17 protein-coding genes are annotated in these 17,828 nt (G+C 44.9%); 16 read left to right on the plus strand and 1 reads right to left on the minus strand.

All coding sequences use genetic code 11. The features are described from left to right. The first annotated feature begins 6 nt into the window (after nucleotides 1–6). The 6 genes from glmS (at nucleotide 7) to IMZ16_RS08480 (ending at nucleotide 7,685) form a co-directional block, all read left to right on the plus strand. Nucleotides 7–1,860, plus strand: coding sequence for a glutamine--fructose-6-phosphate transaminase (isomerizing) (gene glmS, locus IMZ16_RS08455; RefSeq protein ID WP_193439677.1), 1,854 nt, complete (start codon nucleotides 7–9; stop codon nucleotides 1,858–1,860). Between the two features lie 80 nt (nucleotides 1,861–1,940). After that, nucleotides 1,941–3,356: a T9SS ring complex lipoprotein PorK/GldK gene (porK, locus tag IMZ16_RS08460; protein ID WP_193439678.1), complete on the plus strand. Its 1,416-nt coding sequence runs from the start codon at nucleotides 1,941–1,943 to the stop codon at nucleotides 3,354–3,356. Between the two features lie 23 nt (nucleotides 3,357–3,379). Beyond that, nucleotides 3,380–4,057: a type IX secretion system motor protein PorL/GldL gene (gene porL / locus IMZ16_RS08465; RefSeq protein WP_073178833.1), complete on the plus strand. Its 678-nt coding sequence runs from the start codon at nucleotides 3,380–3,382 to the stop codon at nucleotides 4,055–4,057. A 38-nt stretch (nucleotides 4,058–4,095) separates the two neighbouring features. Further along, the gene (gene porM / locus IMZ16_RS08470) at nucleotides 4,096–5,655 is read left to right on the plus strand and encodes a type IX secretion system motor protein PorM/GldM (RefSeq protein ID WP_193439679.1); all 1,560 of its coding nucleotides are present in this window, start codon (nucleotides 4,096–4,098) and stop codon (nucleotides 5,653–5,655) included. A gap of 15 nt (nucleotides 5,656–5,670) precedes the next feature. Beyond that, entirely contained in the window at nucleotides 5,671–6,603 is a 933-nt protein-coding gene (gene porN / locus IMZ16_RS08475) for a type IX secretion system ring subunit PorN/GldN (protein WP_193439680.1), read from the plus strand. A gap of 50 nt (nucleotides 6,604–6,653) precedes the next feature. Continuing rightward, on the plus strand, nucleotides 6,654–7,685 hold the full coding sequence (locus IMZ16_RS08480) for an NAD(P)/FAD-dependent oxidoreductase (protein WP_193439681.1): 1,032 nt from the start codon (nucleotides 6,654–6,656) through the stop codon (nucleotides 7,683–7,685). A gap of 66 nt (nucleotides 7,686–7,751) precedes the next feature. Here the strand turns inward: IMZ16_RS08480 and porX are convergent, their stop codons facing one another. Further along, nucleotides 7,752–9,296, minus strand: a complete 1,545-nt coding sequence (porX, locus tag IMZ16_RS08485; RefSeq protein ID WP_193439682.1) for a T9SS response regulator signal transducer PorX — start codon at nucleotides 9,294–9,296, stop codon at nucleotides 7,752–7,754. 188 nt (nucleotides 9,297–9,484) lie between these two features. Between porX and IMZ16_RS08490 the strand changes: the two genes are divergently transcribed. From IMZ16_RS08490 to IMZ16_RS08535, 10 genes are all read left to right on the plus strand, one after another. Then, nucleotides 9,485–10,693 carry an HD domain-containing protein gene (locus tag IMZ16_RS08490; protein WP_193439683.1) on the plus strand — a complete coding sequence of 403 codons (1,209 nt, stop codon included), beginning with the start codon at nucleotides 9,485–9,487 and terminating at the stop codon, nucleotides 10,691–10,693. 56 nt (nucleotides 10,694–10,749) lie between these two features. Next, nucleotides 10,750–11,778, plus strand: coding sequence for a UDP-3-O-(3-hydroxymyristoyl)glucosamine N-acyltransferase (gene lpxD / locus IMZ16_RS08495; RefSeq protein ID WP_193439684.1), 1,029 nt, complete (start codon nucleotides 10,750–10,752; stop codon nucleotides 11,776–11,778). Further along, on the plus strand, nucleotides 11,771–13,171 hold the full coding sequence (locus tag IMZ16_RS08500) for a bifunctional UDP-3-O-[3-hydroxymyristoyl] N-acetylglucosamine deacetylase/3-hydroxyacyl-ACP dehydratase (RefSeq protein ID WP_193440834.1): 1,401 nt from the start codon (nucleotides 11,771–11,773) through the stop codon (nucleotides 13,169–13,171). The genes lpxD and IMZ16_RS08500 overlap by 8 nt, the downstream gene beginning before the upstream one ends. Further along, nucleotides 13,171–13,959, plus strand: a complete 789-nt coding sequence (gene lpxA / locus IMZ16_RS08505; RefSeq protein WP_073178844.1) for an acyl-ACP--UDP-N-acetylglucosamine O-acyltransferase — start codon at nucleotides 13,171–13,173, stop codon at nucleotides 13,957–13,959. Before IMZ16_RS08500 ends, lpxA begins: the two co-directional genes overlap by 1 nt. A 98-nt stretch (nucleotides 13,960–14,057) precedes the next feature. Beyond that, nucleotides 14,058–14,624 carry an elongation factor P gene (gene efp, locus IMZ16_RS08510; protein WP_193439685.1) on the plus strand — a complete coding sequence of 189 codons (567 nt, stop codon included), beginning with the start codon at nucleotides 14,058–14,060 and terminating at the stop codon, nucleotides 14,622–14,624. Nucleotides 14,625–14,662: 38 nt separating this feature from the next. Beyond that, nucleotides 14,663–15,562, plus strand: coding sequence for a UDP-3-O-(3-hydroxymyristoyl)glucosamine N-acyltransferase (locus IMZ16_RS08515; RefSeq protein ID WP_073178851.1), 900 nt, complete (start codon nucleotides 14,663–14,665; stop codon nucleotides 15,560–15,562). A gap of 56 nt (nucleotides 15,563–15,618) precedes the next feature. Then, entirely contained in the window at nucleotides 15,619–15,906 is a 288-nt protein-coding gene (locus tag IMZ16_RS08520) for a nucleotidyltransferase family protein (protein ID WP_073178852.1), read from the plus strand. Continuing rightward, nucleotides 15,896–16,243 carry a HepT-like ribonuclease domain-containing protein gene (locus tag IMZ16_RS08525; protein ID WP_193439686.1) on the plus strand — a complete coding sequence of 116 codons (348 nt, stop codon included), beginning with the start codon at nucleotides 15,896–15,898 and terminating at the stop codon, nucleotides 16,241–16,243. The genes IMZ16_RS08520 and IMZ16_RS08525 overlap by 11 nt, the downstream gene beginning before the upstream one ends. 28 nt (nucleotides 16,244–16,271) lie before the next feature. Beyond that, the gene (gene sucD, locus IMZ16_RS08530; protein ID WP_193439687.1) at nucleotides 16,272–17,150 is read left to right on the plus strand and encodes a succinate--CoA ligase subunit alpha; all 879 of its coding nucleotides are present in this window, start codon (nucleotides 16,272–16,274) and stop codon (nucleotides 17,148–17,150) included. Nucleotides 17,151–17,156: 6 nt separating this feature from the next. Further along, nucleotides 17,157–17,819 carry a porin family protein gene (locus IMZ16_RS08535; RefSeq protein ID WP_073178858.1) on the plus strand — a complete coding sequence of 221 codons (663 nt, stop codon included), beginning with the start codon at nucleotides 17,157–17,159 and terminating at the stop codon, nucleotides 17,817–17,819. Nucleotides 17,820–17,828 lie beyond the last annotated feature (9 nt).

A 17,828-nucleotide genomic window follows, 5' to 3' on the forward strand; every position in this document is an offset into this window, starting at 1 on the left:
TATAATATGTGTGGAATAGTAGGTTACACCGGACACAGGGATGCTTATAATATCGTAATAAACGGCCTGCGTCGACTAGAATACAGGGGATATGACAGCGCCGGGATTGTTCTGGATGCTGAGAATCAAGAGTTTAAAGTTGCAAAAACCAAGGGCAAGGTAGATGATCTGGTTGCCATCTCATCCAGCCTGGAAAATACAGCCAATAACGGGATGGGGCATACGCGCTGGGCTACTCACGGAGCGCCAAGTGACAGAAACTCTCACCCGCATCTGTCTAACAATGGGAAGATAGCCCTGGTGCACAACGGCATCATAGAAAATTATGACGCGATAAAAACTCTCCTCTCCGGCAAAGGTTTCAGCTTTAAATCTGATACCGATACGGAAGTGCTGGTAAATCTCATCCAGTATTTTATGGATGTAAATGGGGATGTAGGCTTCCCAGAAGCGGTACGCATGGCTCTAAACGAAGTTTACGGCGCCTACGCAATCACCGTAATGCACGATGACTACCCCGGGCTGCTGGTAGTAGCGAGGCTGGGCTCCCCGCTGGCAATCGGGCTGGGGGATAGGGAATACTTCATAGCCTCCGATGCATCCCCGTTCGTAGAATTTACAAAAGAGGCCATCTACCTTGAGGAAGGGCATATGGCTACAATTTCTACGGAAAACGGTGTGGAGATAAGAAGCATTGAGGCTAATGAAATTATTAATCCGCTGGTGCAGGAGCTAAAACTAAACCTTGAACAAATAGAAAAGGGTGGCTACGAACATTTTATGCTGAAAGAGATCTTCGAACAGCCGAAATCCGTGCTGGATACAATGCGCGGCCGCCTTCTAATGAGTGAAGGAGACATCCGGATGGCCGGCGTGTGGGACCATATCGATAAATTTAGAAATGCCGACCGCATTATTATCATCGCCTGCGGCACCTCCTGGCACGCGGGACTCATTGGCGAGTACCTCATTGAAGAATTTGCCAGAATACCGGTGGAAGTAGAGTATGCCTCAGAATTCCGCTACAGAAACCCGATCATTCATGAGAACGATGTAGTGATAGCCATATCCCAGTCCGGCGAAACAGCAGATACTATGGCAGCCCTGAAACTTGCGAAGGAGAAGGGCGCCTTCATCTACGGCATCTGCAATGTGGTAGATTCTTCAATTGCAAGAATCACCGATGCCGGCTCCTACACGCACGCAGGACCGGAAATTGGTGTGGCGTCCACAAAAGCATTTACCGCCCAACTTACGATTCTTTCCCTGATAGCATTAAAACTTGGTAAAGAAAAAGGTAAAATAAGCCAGGCAGAATTCATATCACTCATTTCTGATCTCAACGCCCTGCCATCCAAGATTGAGGAAGTGCTGAACGGTACGAATGAGCTGGTAAAAGAAATTTCCAAAAATTTCGTGGATGCGCAAAACTTCCTGTACCTCGGGAGGGGCTACAACTTCCCTACGGCGCTCGAGGGCGCGCTAAAGCTTAAGGAGATATCCTACATCCACGCGGAAGGCTACGCGGCAGCAGAGATGAAGCACGGGCCAATTGCGCTGATTGATGAAAATATGCCGGTTGTCATCATCGCGCCAAAGCGAGGCCACTACGATAAGCTCGTGAGCAATGTTCAGGAGATAAAGGCAAGAAAAGGCAAAGTGATTGCAATAGTGAATCCCGGGGACGAGCAAGTGGCCGGCATTACAGATTATGTGATAGAAATACCGGATGTTCACGAGGCATTTTCGCCTATTATCGCTTCCGTTCCGCTGCAGCTGCTCTCCTACTATATCGCGGTTTTCCGTGGTGCAAATGTGGACCAGCCGAGGAATTTGGCAAAATCTGTAACGGTGGAATAAAATATTTGCTCAATTAGAATAATTAATGCAGATTTGCGTTCGAAATAAATGGACGCTTTGCTTAAGCAAAAAGCAATCAAATGAAACTCAAAAAGGCAATAATTTATGCGCTGGCAGCAGTGGCTCTTTCTTCCTGCGGGGGCAAAGGGAGGTCTGCCGGTAAACCTGGAACGAAAGGGGAGCTTATTCCGAAAGAAAAATCAAAAAGCTTCGTGGCGGAAAGGCCATATGGAATGGTAGCCATTCCTGGAGGCTCGTTCGTAATGGGGCTTGCGGACCAGGATATGACGAACCAACCTGAAAAGGCGCCCCTGAAAACTGTAACTGTTTCATCTTTTTTCATGGATGAAACGGAAACTACGAACGCAGAGTATAGAGTTTTTGTACAATATGTAAAAGATTCTATTGCAAGAGCTCTGCTCGCTGAAGCTGCGGGAGACGGCGGATCTTCCGGGAATGGCGGCAGCATTTCTGACTATGCCTACCTGGCAAAAAAGGACGGCTCCAAAAATGCGTATCAGGAATTTCTTGAGTCTCAGGGCGGGCGTGATGGCTATGATGAATCAAAACGGCTGGATTGGTCGGTACCATTGCATTGGAGAACTTCCGAATATCCGGATGTTCAATATGCTGAAATTATGGAATCTCTGTATCTGCCGCAAAGCGAAAGGATTAACAATGAAAGACTTATAGATACCCGCAAGCTGAAATATGCTTATAACTGGGAGGATGTGACCACTGCCGTGAAGGATGGCAGGAGAAGTTCTACCTATTTGAAGCATGAAAGTATCGCAGTTTATCCTGATACCACCGTGTGGGTGAAGGATTTCAATTATTCCTATAATGAGCCGCTTTTTGACCAGTACTTCTGGCACAACGCCTACAAGGATTACCCCGTTGTCGGTGTCACCTGGGATCAGGCGAGGGCGTATTGTAACTTCAGAACCAAACTTAAAACCGATTACAATAAAAGCCTGAAGCGCTCAAAACAGAAATCTATGACCTTCCGCCTCCCTACAGAAGCTGAATGGGAATACGCAGCGAAGGGCGGTCTCGAAAATGCGACCTATCCTTGGGGTGGCCCGTATATGACAGACAGCAGAGGCTATTATCTCGCTAACTTTAAGCCGAAGCGTGGTAATTATATCGAGGATGAAAAGAAGGGCAACTATCTCTATACTGCTCCGGTAAAAAAGTTTAAGCGCAATGGCTACGGCCTATATGACATGGCAGGAAATGTAGCCGAGTGGACGGAGTCCCCGTACAGCAACTCCACTTATATGTTCTCTTCTACCATGAACCCGCAGCTCTCAAACCAAGCTTACAGAGAGACGAAGAAAACAGTAAGAGGCGGTTCCTGGAAAGATGTGGGCTACCTACTAATGACTGGCTACAGAGACTGGGAACATAAGGATTCTGCACGAAGCTACATCGGATTCCGCACCGTACAGGATATCGCTGAGGGATCCGCCAAGTTTAAAAGAAAAACAAATTAAAAATAAAACACAAAATAATTATTATGAGAAAAGAAGCAATCTTTAACTTCATCTACTCCATCGGTGCGGCTATTGTAATCATCGGTGCACTTTTCAAATTGACACACTGGAGCCTTGGGCCTCTTAGCGGCAATGTAATGCTTGCAATCGGTTTGATTACTGAAGCCTTAATCTTCATTGTTTTTGCTTTCGACCCTCCAAAATCCGAGATCAATTATGCTTGGGAAAATGTATATCCGGAACTTATGGATCCGAATGCCCAGCCAAAAGCGCGACCAGCAATCACCCAGCAGTTCGCTGAAACTAAAGAAATTGAGAGCTCGCTTTCTGATAAACTTGATAAAATGCTCGCAGAAGCAAAAATTGATTCAGGCTTGTTTGACCGCTTAAGAGAAGGTATGGACAGGTTTTCAACAACCGTTGAGCAGATGAATAAGGCTACAGATGTTTCCGCAGCTACATCAAAATATAACGATCAGCTAAACCTCGCCGCTCAGCAGCTTGAGAATATGAATGCGCTATATGCCACACAGCTGGAACACGGAAGAGCGCAGACGGAATATAGCAGGAAATATGTTGCCGATCTAGAACAGTCAGCCCAGCAATCTCAGAAATTCAACGAGGAACTTGGCGGACTTACACAAAATCTAAGCAATCTCAACCGAGTGTATGGCGGAATGCTGAATGCTATGAAGTTTTAATCCCGGGCGTTTTAAACTTTATTTTTAAATTTATTTAAATGGCACAGGGAAAACAGACACCAAGGCAGAAGATGATAAACCTGATGTATCTGGTTTTCATCGCAATGCTTGCAATGCAGATTGATCAGGAAATTATAAGGTCTTACAGGGATACTAACCAGTCCCTTACCGATACCAGGGCTCTCACTCAGAAAAACAATACCATTTTTGAGCAGACACTTCGGGCAAAGGCACGGGATAATCAGGAATATACCGCTGCTGTTCAGCAGTATGATGGTCTGAAAGCTAAAGCTGACGCGTTAATTGCGGAAATAGAAGGGATAAAAGCTCAGCTGAGTAAGGATGCGCAGTATAATCCTAGCCTTGATATTAGCGAGAGCTTTACCGCGCTGAACAATACAGATCCTTCCACTCAATTCTTCTTTGAAAGGGGAGATGAAGGTAAGCCCAGCAAGCAGGCAGCTTCTATGAAGGCTAAGATTGATGATTTCAGAAATTATGTGATAAGTAATTTCAGTAATAACGGCCAGATGCAGGGGGTAGTTGAGCGAGCAAAAAGTAGCGCGATGCAGACTGAATTTCAGCAACCTATTAATAACAAAAACTGGCTTCAGTACAAATTTTATAATCAGCCGTTGATCGCCGCACTTTCCAACTTGGAAGTAATAGAATCAGCTGCAAGAGGCATCCAGACGGATGCATTGATGGTGATGCTACAGGAGAAGGTTGATGCAAATATCCAATTCGATGCGTTTCGGGCAATTGTATCCGCGCCTACCACAGTTATCCAAGGTGAGAATGCAGTTGCTGAAGTAGCGATTGGTAATTATTCCAGCAATGTGCCTGGACTATCTATGCCAGGGCTTACAGTGACCAATGGCGTCGGTAAAAGGCAGCTGAACACCTCATCCGTAGGGCAGCAGTCCTTCAGTGGTACAATCAACTTTACGGATGCTAAAGGTAAAACATTAAGCTTGCCGTACAACCATACCTATAATGTAATTGCTGGCGCAAAAGAAGTGGCGCTGCAAAGCGGTGCATTGGTATCTGCGGATAAGATGAATGTGCTTTATCGCGGACTTCCGAATCCAGTTTCAGGATCCATCCTCGGCGCAGATAATTCTCAGACTTCTCTTTCGGCATCTGGCGCATCTGTGAGCGGAGGAAGAGGCAAGTGGACGGTAACGCCAACCGGCGGAAATCAGGTTACATTAACTATCTCCGGCAAGGATCCCAAAGGCAAAACAATCTCACAATCATTCCCGTTCCGCGTGAAAAATGTGCCGCCACCAGTCGGCGAGATCCGCGGACAGAGCGTGGTAAGTATGCCTGCAAGCTCAATCCCAAATCAGACTGTTTCCGTGAATATGCCTGATTTTGATTTCCCAGTTAGTTTTTCTGTAAACAGTTTTATGTTTAAGGTTCCTGGAAAGCCTGCGATGCAGGTAAGCGGCAACTCTCTCAGAAGTGTTGAGGGACTGGTGAGAAATCTTCGTTCCGGCGATATCGCTTATGTTTTTAAAATTAATGCAACCGCTACTGGGCTTGGAAACCAGCAATTAAAAGAAATTCCGCCAGTAGTAATTAATGTCCAGTAACATCTGGCAACAATTATGAAGAAAGTATTTTTAACATTATCACTTCTGTCTTCTCTGTATTCGTTTGCACAAAATATTCTCAATGCAAAATCCCCGGCTGAATTCCGTGAAATGAGAGAACAGAATATGGCGATGAAGGGTGACTCTGCGGTATCGGTAAAGAATCAGCCGCTCAGTTATGGCTTTATAGAAGATAAAGATGTCCTGAAAAGTATGGTTGTTTGGGAAATTATCGATATGAATGACCGTATAAATCAGCCGCTGTACCATAATTCTGACGGAATTGTAGGAGGTAGTAAGTCTCTTTATCAGCTCTTGCTTGATGGAATAAACAATGGTGAGATTACAGAAGTCTACGATGATGAAATGTTCACTACGAAGCTTACACCAGACCAGATCTCTGCACGCACACATAGTGAGCGTATTTCAGACTGGCTCGTAGACAAAATAAATTCGGGAGAAAAAATTTCTGATGAAGACAGGCAGGCAGGTACCGATCGATATGAGACTAAGACAGAAAATGTAAAGCTCATCAAAATTAAAGGGATGTGGTACATTGACCGCAGAGATTCTCAGATGAAATACAGGCTGCTCGGCATTGCAGCTATGGGGCAAGACCCTGCTACGATGGGGCAATTTGGGCCGGATGGCCAGCCAATTGCGGACAGAGACGAACTCATTGATTTGTTCTGGGTTTGGTACCCTGATGCAAGGGAAATCTTGGCCAATAATGTAGTTTTCAATGGTGATAATATTTCTTCTGATATTACTTATGACGATATCCTGAACGCCCGCCGGTTTTCGTCCATTATCTACAAATCCTCCAACGGGCCAGGCGACGGCGTCATTGCGAATTATATACCTCGTAATGCAGATGAACAACTGGAAGAACACGACCGGATAAAGAATAAAATTCTGGAAATGGAGAACGAAATGTGGAATTATTAATCTGAAATTCTTGCAAAAATAAACCTGAGTAACCGCTCAGGTTTTTTCTTATGACTACGGATTACATTATTGTTGGCGGCGGTTTTGCGGGGCTTTTCTTGGCTCACCAGCTCATTAAGAACGGGAAAAATTTCCAGCTGTTTTCTGACGGCAAAACTGGTGCTTCGCAAGTTTCCGCAGGTATTGTAAATCCAGTGGTGCTGAAGAAATTCACGACCTTCTGGAAAGCACAGGAGCAGATTGGGCATCTGCAAAAAACGATGCTCGAAATTGCGCAATATGCCGGTGAAAATTTTTTGGTGAATGAGCAGGTTCACAGGATTTTTCACGATGAGAAGGAAAAAGAAATTTGGCAGAAGAAAAGAGCGCAGCCGGATTTACAGAATTTTCTTTCATCGGAATTTGTTGATTTTCAAATTGTTAGCAATCCATTTTCTACGGGTAAAGTTTTACAATCTGCACGAATGGATGTGAAAAGTTTTTTTCAAGGAATGCAGGATTTTCTCAGGAAAAATAATTTTCACATCGAAGAAACTTTCGATTATAGAACGCTAAATCCCGAAAATTCCACTTATGGAAATCTAAAATTTAGCAAAATTATTTTTGCGGAAGGCATTGCAGCAAGGCAAAATCCATTCTTTCAAAATTTGCCCATCGTTCCGAACAAAGGCCATCACTTGCTCGTGAAATTTCCAGAACCGCTGAATTTATCGGCTACTTTGAAGAAGAAGCATTTTCTTTTTTCGGTGGATGAAAATCTGTTCTATTACGGCGGAACTTATGAACGGGAAAATCTCGGGAATTCGATTGATGAAGCCGCAATTTCCCAATTGAAAAAAGGGCTTTCGGAAATTTATGACGGTAGCTTTGAAATCATCGAAAAAAAATTTGGCTTTCGCGCAACTGTGAAAGACCGACGGCCGATTTTAGGCAGGCATCCGGTTTACCGCAATTTATTCATTTTCAATGGTCTTGGTGCCAGAGGGATTCTGAATGCCAGCTATTTCTCGCAACATCTTTTTGATTTGGCGGAAAACGGAACTGCGCTTCCGCAAGAGATTGATTTGCGGCGGTTTACATAAAAAACCGGAAAAAAATCCTGGGACTTTTTCCGGCTTCCACAAAAACAAATAAACTATGAAAAAAAACTACTTAGGTTCCAAAATTGCAATCGGGATGATGCACTCTTCCAGCGAAATTCCGCCGTGCTGATAGGTATTCCGGTAATAATTCACGAAGTGGTTGTAATTTTTCGGGTAGGCAAGGAAGGTGTTGTTCTTCGCGAAAATGTACTTCGAACTCAGGTTGCCTTTCGGCAGAAACAGTTTCTCAGGCTGAGTAACCGCCCAAACTTCCTTTTCATCATATGTCAAACTGCGGCCGGTCTTGTAGCGTATGTTCGTGGAAGTTTCACGGTCGCCCACAACCTGGCTCGGTTTTTTCACATAAATCATTCCGTGATCTGTGGTAATTACCAGCTTGAAACCGCTTTCTGCAGCCAGCCTCACAAGTTTCACGATGGATGAATTTTCAAACCAGTTGTAAGTGAGCGAGCGGAAAGTTTTATCGTCCCTAATCAACTGATCCACAATTACATTGTCCGTTTTTGCGTGCGAAAGTATGTCGATAAAGTTGTAAACTATCGTGAGCAAATCGTACTTTTTATGCTGGTTGAAATCTTCAAAAACCTTGCGCTCAAAATCGGCATTTAGGATTTTGATGTACTTTCTCGTCTTCGCCGAAAGCCCAAGCCGCTTCATCTGGTCGTCCAGAAATTCCTTCTCGTACTCGTTTTTATTGCCGTCCTCATTATCGTTGAACCACTTGTCCGGAAAGCGTTTTTCAATTTCCGACGGCAACAGCCCGGCGAAGAAAGAATTCCGTGCATATTGCGTAGCTGTAGGAAGAATTGAGTAATAATAATCTTCCGAAATCTTGTTGTAATACCGCGTGAAAAGCGGCTCTATAACCTTCCATTGGTCGTAGCGCAGGTTGTCAATCACCAGCAGAAGCACCTTGTCGCGCTCAATTTCCGGCTTCACTTTTTCCTTGAAAAGCGTGTGGCTCATCAGCGGTTTGTCATCGGTATGAAGCCAGTCTTCGTAATTTTTTTCGATAAATTTTGCGAATTGTATATTGGCCTCTTCCTTCTGTGTTTGCAACAAATCCGCGAATTCACTATCGAAAACATTATCGAAGCGAATTTCCCAGTTTAGGATTTTTTTATAATAATCCGCCCATTCTTGATAATTTCGCAAATATCCCAGTTCCATCGAAAGATTGCGGAATTCCTGCCTATATTCTTCGATGGTTTTTTGCTCAACCAGCGTATCTTCCTGCAAATTTTTCTTCAAAGAAAGAAGAATTTGATTAGGATTTACCGGTTTCAATATATAATCCGCAATTTGCGAGCCGATGGCCTGCTCCATAATGTGCTCTTCCTCATTCTTCGTCACCATCACGATTTTCACGGCAGCATCCTTCGCCTTTATCATCGGTATCGCTTCTATGCCGCCAATTCCCGGCATATTTTCATCCAGCAGGGCCAGCGAGAAATGCTGCTCATCCAGCAAATCCAGCGCATCATTCACATTGTTCACAGGCGTTACCTGGTAGCCCTTTTTCTCAAGGAAAACAATGTGCGCTTTCAGCAAATCCACTTCATCATCTATCCATAAAATCTTTCCCGACATCTGTTTTTCAAAAATTTAAGTTCAAAATTACGCAGAAAACTTCCTAAGATTTTTGTAAATTTTTTGATGGATTAGTTAAAAATAGTTAAGGTTGATTTTTCAGAAAGAAAGAGCCGGGGCAAAAGTAAAATGGCAAAAGTGCTACCTTTGGAAGATTAAAGGATTAAAACTACTAAAATCTTTCCGCGTTGAACAAACTCAAAATCATCAACGATCCGGTGCACGGCTTCATCAGGATTCCGCACGAAATCCTATTCGATGTTATCGAGCATCCGTACTTCCAAAGGCTTCGGAGAATCGGGCAAACCGGCTTGCTCAGCCTGATTTTCCCGGGGGCTACGCACACAAGATTCCATCACGCCATAGGAGCGATGCACCTGATGCATCAGTCTTTGGAAACGCTGAAAATCAAAGGGATAGAGATTTCACGGGAAGAAGAAATCGCGGCACTTTTAGCTATTTTGCTGCACGATATCGGGCACGGCCCATTCTCTCACGCCTTGGAAAATGTGCTGATGAACAGCTGGCATCACGAGAAACTTTCGCTGATTTTAATGCAGGAAATCAACCGTGAATTTAGCGGTGAGCTGAGCCTTGCCATCGAAATGTTCCATGGGAAATACCACCGCAATTTCTTCAATCAATTAGTGTCTTCCCAATTGGATGTGGACCGGCTGGATTATTTGAAGCGCGATAGTTTTTACACCGGCGTTGCCGAAGGAAATGTGAATACGCAGCGCATCATTTCGATGATGAATGTCTCTGAAAATGAATTAGTTGTGGATGCGAAAGGCATCTATTCCATCGAGAATTTTCTCACGGCAAGGATGTTTATGTACTGGCAGGTTTACTTCCACAAAACCGCGGCGCTTTCCGAAAGACTTTTGGTGAAAATTTTAGGCAGGGCAAAATTTTTGGCGAAAAGCGGCGAAGAAATTCCTGCGCCGGAAAATCTGCAATATTTTCTGCAAAAAACCGATGAAAATTTAACGAGGGAAGACATCGAAAGATTCACTTTGCTGGATGATAATGATGTAACAATGGCGATGAAACTTTGGCAAAACCATCCGGATGCTGTGCTGTCTTATTTCTGTAAAGCGGTGATACAGAGGAAGTTGCCGAAAACTAAAATACAATCGAAACCTTTTCCTCAGGAATTTATCTCGGAAAAAGTAAAGGAAGCCGGTGCGTTTTTTGGCGAAGGTTTGGGGCAGTATTTTGTGGAAGAAATTTCGCGCAGCCTTTTGCCATACAATAAGGAAGAAAAACCGATATGGCTCCTGCTGAAAAACGGCAGGAAAATCCGACTGGAAGATTCTGAAAATCAGATACTTGCATCATTCATCACTACAGAAACCACGAAGCATATCCTGTATTTTCCGCGGGAAATTTCCTGACCGAAAATTTTGCGAAAGCCGCACGGAATTAATGCAAATTTCTATCTTTGCAAGATATGGAATTTACGGCTGGGCAAATTGCGTCTTTTATCGGCGGCAAAGTTATTGGCGATGAGAACGCGCTGATTACCGGTGTTTACCCGATTGAACAGGCGATGCCAAACGGCTTGTCATTCATTGCGCAGGAAAAATTTCTGCCGCTTTTGAAGGACACGGATTGTTCCGTAGTCATAGTTTCCGAGAAATTCATCGGCGAAGAAAAATTCCGTCCCACACTGATTTTGGTGGAGGACGCTTACCTTGCCGTGCAGCAGCTGATGAAAATTTACGCGCAAAATAAGCCGCAGAAAACCGGCATAGAAGCCAATTCGTCCGTAGCTGAAACAGCACAGATCGGTGAAAATGTTTACATCGGGAGTTTTAGTTACATTTCTGAAAATGTTAAAATAGGCAAAGATTCTCAAATTTATCCGCAGGTTTTTATAGGGAACAATGTGAAAATCGGAAGGAATTGCATTATTTACAGCGGAGTTTCCATTTGTGATTATTCTGTGATTGGTGATAATTGCATCATCCATTCCAACACGGTGATTGGAGCGGATGGCTTCGGTTTTCAGCCTACGGAAAAGGGCTTCGAGAAAATTCCGCAGCTTGGGAATGTGGTAATTGCCGATGATGTGGAAATCGGCGCTAATTGCACAATAGACCGCGGAACCATAGGCTCTACGATTATCGGCAAAGGTACGAAAATCGATAACCTGATACAGATTGCACACAATGTACGCATCGGCGAAAATAATGTGATTGCAGCACAGGCAGGAATTGCAGGCTCTGCCACGATTGGTGATTGGAACCAGATTGGCGGGCAAAGCGGAATTGTAGGCCATATTAAAATTGGAAACCAGGTGAAAATTCAGGCGCAAAGCGGCGTGAATAATAATGTGAACGACGGTGAAATTATTTACGGTTCGCCTGCGTTTTCTGCTGGAGATTTCCGCAGAAATTATGTGCATTTCAGAAATTTCACGGAAATCGTAAAAAGAATTGAAAATCTTGAAAAAAACGCAAAACACAGCGATGAGTGACAAGCAGAAAACCCTTGCCAAAGAAGCCGAGCTGAAAGGCGTAGGGCTGCATACCGGCAAAGAAGTGAGAATGGCGCTGAAACCTGCAGCGGAAAATACGGGCTTCGTTTTCGTGCGCACCGATCTGGAAGGGCATCCAAGAGTGGAGGCCGATGTGAATTTCGTGACGACTACAGAGCGCGGAACCACGCTGGAAAAAAACGGCGTGCGCATACAAACCTGCGAACATCTGCTCGCCGCCTTGGTAGGCTGCGATGTGGATAATGCCATCATCGAAATGGACAGCGCAGAGCCGCCGATTCTGGACGGTTCGTCAAAATTTTTCGTGGAAGCCATTGAAAATGCGGGAGTTATAGAGCAGGATGCAGAGCGCGAATATTTTGTGGTGAAGGAAGTAATGCAGTACACAAATCCGGAATCTGGTTCTGAATTAACCATCATTCCTTCCGAAAAATACGAAGTAACAACGATGGTGGATTTCGGCACGAAAGTTCTGGGAACGCAGAATGCCACGCTGAAAGATATTTCGGAATTTAAAACGGAAATCGCCTCTGCAAGGACATTCAGCTTCCTTCACGAAATCGAGATGCTACTGGATGCAGGCCTGATCAAAGGCGGCGACCTGACGAATGCCATTGTTTATGTGGATAAAGAACTGACCGAGGAAACGGCGCAGAAACTGAAAAAAGCCTTCAACAAAGAAGATGTTTCCATCCATCCAAACGGCGTTTTGGATAATTTAACCTTGAAATATCCAAACGAAGCAGCACGGCACAAATTGCTGGATGTCGTCGGAGATTTGGCTTTAGCCGGCGTAAAGCTGAAGGGCAGGGTGATTGCCAATAAGCCTGGCCACTTCGTAAATACGCAGTTTGCAAAGCTTCTGAACAGGCAATGGAAGCAGGAAAAGAAAAAAAGCGTGCCGCAGTTTGACCTGAGTGCAGAGCCGCTTTACGACATCAAGGGTGTGATGAGGATGCTGCCGCACCGTCCGCCGTTTTTGCTCATAGATAAAATTCTGGAACTCACAGAAACAATGGCAGTGGGCGTGAAAAATGTAACGATGAATGAGCCATTCTTCGTAGGGCATTTTCCGGAAGAGCCTGTGATGCCGGGCGTTCTGCTCATCGAAGCAATGGCACAAACCGGCGGAATCTTCGTGCTGGCCGGCGTTCCGGATCCGGAAAATTATTCCACCTACTTTATGAAGATGGATAATGTGAAATTCAAGAAAAAAGTAGTGCCTGGGGATACCGTGGTTTTCCGAATCGAGCTGCTGGAGCCTATTCGCCGCGGAATTGTGCAGATGCACGGCGAAGGTTTCGTGGGCGAAAATCTGGTGGTGGAGGCAGTCCTGATGGCACAGGTCATAAAAAATAAAAATATCGAGTGATGGTGCATCAGCTGGCTGCCGTGGACAAGCGTGCGAAAATCGGGAAAAATGTAGTGGTAGAGCCTTTTACCACGATTGCTGCAGATGTGGAAATAGGCAGCGGAACCTGGATAGGGCCAAATGTGACGATAATGGACGGCGCGAGAATCGGGGAGAACTGCCGGATTTTTCCGGGAACGGTGATTGCCGCAATTCCGCAGGATTTGAAATTCGACGGCGAGGAATCTCAGGTAATCATCGGTAATAACACCACCATTCGTGAATGCGTAACCGTGAACCGCGGAACGAAGGCGCTGGGCTACACGAAAGTTGGCAACAACTGCCTGATTATGGCGACTTCGCACATTGCGCACGACTGTGTTCTGGGCGATAATGTAATCATCGTGAACGGCTGCGGAATTGCAGGCCATGTGGAAATTGGCGATTTTACGATTCTGGGCGGGCTTTCGGCGGTGCACCAGTTTGGGAAAATCGGGAAGCATGTGATGGTTTCCGGCGGAACCTTGGTGCGGAAGGACATTCCGCCGTATGTAAAGGTGGCGAGAGAACCGATGAGCTATGCCGGCATTAATTCCGTAGGGCTTCGCCGGAGAGGTTTTACCAATGAGAAAATTTTTGAAATCCAGAAAATTTACCGCTATATTTTCCAGATGAAAATGAATGTGACGCAGGCTATGTCCTTCATAGAAAAGGAAATGCTGCCCACCGCAGAGCGCGACGAAATTTTAGAATTCATCAAAAATTCACCTAGGGGAATTGTGAAGGGCTATGGCTCGGCGAAAGAGTGATGGAGAATCATGATTGTAGAGGCAAGAAACAAGAATCCTCAATTTAAACATACAACAAACGGCAGGCTGCCGATAGCAATTAGCAAAAAAAAATTTTTATGGCGACAAGTAACGATATTAAAAAGGGAATGTGCATCGAGTTCAACAATGATATCTATAAAGTCATTGAGTTTCTGCATGTGAAACCGGGTAAAGGACCGGCTTTTGTGCGCACGAAACTGAAATCGGTAACGAACGGAAAAGTGCTGGACAATACCTTTTCCGCAGGGCATAAAATCGATGAGGTGAAGGTAATCACCCGGAAATTCCAGTACCTGTACGATGATGATAATGGCTTCCACTTTATGAACAACGACGATTTTTCGCAAATCTACCTGAACAAGGATATGATTGAAAATGCGCAGTTTATGAAGGCCGGGGAAGAGGTGACCATCATCCTGAAGGAAGCCGATGAAACGCCGCTTTCTGCGGAAATTCCACCGGCGGTTTATCTGGAAGTGGTGGAAGCAGATCCCGGCGTAAAAGGCAACACGGCAACGAACGCGCTGAAAAACGCCATCGTGGAAACGGGTGCAAGAGTGATGGTGCCGCTGTTCATAGAGCCCGGTGATAAAATTAAAATCAACACGGAAGACGGTGCCTATCTGGAAAGGGTGAAGGAATAATTCATCATTTATCACTCATCAATTATCATTTATAAACGGTGCGTTTCACACATCCACAAACGCTGAAATCCATTGCGGAAATCATTGATTGTCAATTCGTTGGCGATGAAGATTTTCCAGTTTTGGGCACGAATGAAATCCATCTTGTTCAGCCGGGAGAAATCGTGTTTGTAAATCACCCGAAATATTACGACAAGGCGCTGAAATCTTTGGCCACGGTAATTCTCATCGACAAAGAAGTGGAGGTTCCGGAAGGAAAAGCGCTGCTGATTTCGGAAGATCCGTTCAGGGATTTTAACCGGATTAATACGCATTTTACCAAAATATCCAACTTTCGCGAAGAAAGGCACGCCTTGGAAATCGGGGAAAATAGCTTCATTCATCCGTCGGTTGTTTTGGGAAATGAGGTGAAAATCGGCAGCAATTGCCATATTTTCCCGAATGTAGTAATTGGCGACAGAACGGTCATTGGCGATGATGTGATTATTCAAAGCAATACGGTTTTGGGCGGAGATGCTTTTTATTACAGAAAAATCGACGGGAAATTTGACCGGCTGATTTCCGTGGGAAATGTGGTGATTGAAAACAATGTAGAAATTGGCAACGGCTGCACGATAGACCGCGGCGTAACGGATTCTACGGTGATTGGCGAAGGCTCTGTGCTTGATAACCAGATACAGATTGGCCACGATACGAAAATCGGCAAACGGGCGCTGATAGCTTCTCAGACGGGAATCGCAGGCTGCTGCGTTGTGGAAGATGATGTTACGATTTGGGGTCAGGTAGGCATTGCATCGGGAAACCGTATTGCGAAAGGTTCTGTATTGATGGGGAAAACCGGAGTGAACAGGGACTTAGAAACGGGAACATACATCGGGATGTTTGCCGAGGATTATCGGGAATATCTCAAAAAAGAGGTGAAGCTGAGAAATTTATAGAGGAAAAAATTTTAGCAGAAAAATTAAATTGAGTAAATTTACCGAAAGTTTTAGGAATGCTGACTTCTCTGCAAATTAATACGATAATCAATACGCTGAAACCTTATGCACCGAAAAGCATCGGTGTGTTTGGTTCTGCAGCTCGTGGCGAGGATTTGGAGAGCAGTGATATTGACATCCTTTATAACTTTGAAAACGGAATCACGCTGTTTCAGCTTGCGAAAATGCAGTACGAGCTGGAAGAACGGCTGAACCGAAAGGTGGATTTGATTTCTGCAAGCTACATCAGTCCGTATTTGGAAGAGGGTATCAACAGGGATTTGAAGGTGATTTATGAAGCCTGAGGATGAAGCGAGGCTGCAGCATATTCTGGATTCAGCGGATAAGATTTTAGAAATTTATTCCGAAGTGGATTTCCGGAAATTTTCGGAAGATTGGCGAAGTCAGGATTTGATGATAAGGCATTTTGAAATTATTGGCGAAGCGGCGAAGCATTTGAGTGAAGAATTGAGGAATGAGTACGATGATGTGGAATGGCGTGCTGTGATGGGAATGCGGAACCTCCTGATCCATCAGTATTTCGAAGTGGATGTTGCCACAGTCTGGAATACGGTGAGCTGGGATTTGAAGCCTTTTAAACAGAAGATTGAAGGAATTTTAGCTAAAGAAAACAAAGCTTAAACGAAAAAAATTACAAAAACATAACACTATGTCAGTATTAGTAAACAAAGATTCGAAAGTAATCGTTCAGGGATTTACAGGGAATGAAGGTACTTTCCACGCTGAGCAGATGATCGAGTACGGCACCAATGTGGTAGGCGGCGTAACGCCTGGGAAAGGTGGCAGCGAGCATCTTGGCAAGCCGGTGTTCAATTCCGTGGCGGAAGCTGTGAAAAAAACCGGCGCGGATGTTTCCATTATTTTCGTGCCGCCTGCATTTGCTGCGGATGCCATTATGGAAGCGGCAGAAGCCGGCGTGAAAGTGATCGTGTGCATCACGGAAGGCATTCCTGTGGCTGATATGGTGAAGGTGAAGGACTACATCAAGGATAAAGGCAGTCGCCTTATCGGGCCGAACTGCCCTGGTGTGATTACTTCCGGCGAAGCGAAAATTGGCATTATGCCTGGCTTCGTTTTCAAAAAAGGAAAAGTGGGCATCGTTTCAAAATCTGGAACTTTGACCTACGAAGCGGCAGATCAGGTGGTGAGGGCAGGCTACGGCGTTTCCACAGCGATTGGAATCGGCGGTGACCCAATCATCGGCACAACGACGAAAGAAGCGCTGGAACTTTTCATTAATGATGATGAAACCGAAGCGGTGGTGATGATCGGTGAAATCGGTGGCTCTCTGGAAGCGGAAGCTGCAAGATGGTATAAGGAAAGCGGTTCCAAAAAACCAGTGGTGGGCTTTATCGCTGGACAAACCGCGCCGAAAGGCAGGACGATGGGGCACGCCGGCGCAATTGTAGGTGGTGCAGAAGACACAGCGCAAGCCAAAATGGCGATTATGAGAGAATGTGGCATCACCGTTGTAGATTCTCCGGCTGACATCGGCAAAACTGTTGGGCAGGTTCTTGGAAATAATTGATAATCAATGAAGAAGATTTTCATAACATCTGCGTTGATTGCTGCCTCTGCAGTGTCAGCGCAGATTGATTTTAGCAGCACCCGTTTCGGAATCACGGGTGGATACAATTATTCGCGCGTGCGGAATGCGCACAATCCTTCCGGGCCAAGGCATACTTTCCAAGCCGGAGTGCTGGCGCTGATTCCGGTTGATAATAATGATCAATTCTATCTCCAGCCGGAGATTACCTACTACGGTGCAGGAGAAACCGGAAAAGACAAAGATGCCAAAAACCGCCCGGGATATGATGCACTTTATGCTATTAATTATATCAGCGTGCCTGTTTTTGCAAAGGTTTATTTCTCAGAATCCGAAAGTGAATTTTTCGGAATGATAGGCCCGAGGTTCAATTTTGTGATTAATGAAAAAACAGAAAAGTATCCTGAAAATAAGCCTTATTATTCCAAGGATACGGAGTTTGGTGATGCTGCAAAGTTCCACTTGGCTTTAGCTGCGGGGTTGGGGTTCAGCTATAAGCGGCAGCTGGAAGTCGCCCTTCATTATGATTTTGGGATTTCCAATACCTATCCCCACCTGAAGAATTCGCCGGATGCGAATGTTGATAATGCCGCGAAACTTCACAAGGCACAGCACATCGCCGGCGTTACATTAAATTATATATTCCCGTAAATAAATTGA

It is taken from the genome of Cruoricaptor ignavus, assembly GCF_014961145.1.
GTDB lineage: Bacteria > Bacteroidota > Bacteroidia > Flavobacteriales > Weeksellaceae > Cruoricaptor > Cruoricaptor ignavus.

Coding starts and splice junctions, on each gene's coding strand:
- lpxD (WP_193439684.1), top strand. CDS start 10,750: ATGGAATTTACGGCTGGGCAAATTGCGTCTTTTATCGGCGGCAAAGTT.
- porK (WP_193439678.1), top strand. CDS start 1,941: ATGAAACTCAAAAAGGCAATAATTTATGCGCTGGCAGCAGTGGCTCTT.
- porL (WP_073178833.1), top strand. CDS start 3,380: ATGAGAAAAGAAGCAATCTTTAACTTCATCTACTCCATCGGTGCGGCT.
- IMZ16_RS08535 (WP_073178858.1), top strand. CDS start 17,157: ATGAAGAAGATTTTCATAACATCTGCGTTGATTGCTGCCTCTGCAGTG.
- IMZ16_RS08520 (WP_073178852.1), top strand. CDS start 15,619: ATGCTGACTTCTCTGCAAATTAATACGATAATCAATACGCTGAAACCT.
- porX (WP_193439682.1), bottom strand. CDS start 9,296: ATGTCGGGAAAGATTTTATGGATAGATGATGAAGTGGATTTGCTGAAA.
- efp (WP_193439685.1), top strand. CDS start 14,058: ATGGCGACAAGTAACGATATTAAAAAGGGAATGTGCATCGAGTTCAAC.
- porM (WP_193439679.1), top strand. CDS start 4,096: ATGGCACAGGGAAAACAGACACCAAGGCAGAAGATGATAAACCTGATG.
- IMZ16_RS08525 (WP_193439686.1), top strand. CDS start 15,896: ATGAAGCCTGAGGATGAAGCGAGGCTGCAGCATATTCTGGATTCAGCG.
- IMZ16_RS08500 (WP_193440834.1), top strand. CDS start 11,771: ATGAGTGACAAGCAGAAAACCCTTGCCAAAGAAGCCGAGCTGAAAGGC.
- sucD (WP_193439687.1), top strand. CDS start 16,272: ATGTCAGTATTAGTAAACAAAGATTCGAAAGTAATCGTTCAGGGATTT.
- IMZ16_RS08480 (WP_193439681.1), top strand. CDS start 6,654: ATGACTACGGATTACATTATTGTTGGCGGCGGTTTTGCGGGGCTTTTC.
- lpxA (WP_073178844.1), top strand. CDS start 13,171: ATGGTGCATCAGCTGGCTGCCGTGGACAAGCGTGCGAAAATCGGGAAA.
- porN (WP_193439680.1), top strand. CDS start 5,671: ATGAAGAAAGTATTTTTAACATTATCACTTCTGTCTTCTCTGTATTCG.
- glmS (WP_193439677.1), top strand. CDS start 7: ATGTGTGGAATAGTAGGTTACACCGGACACAGGGATGCTTATAATATC.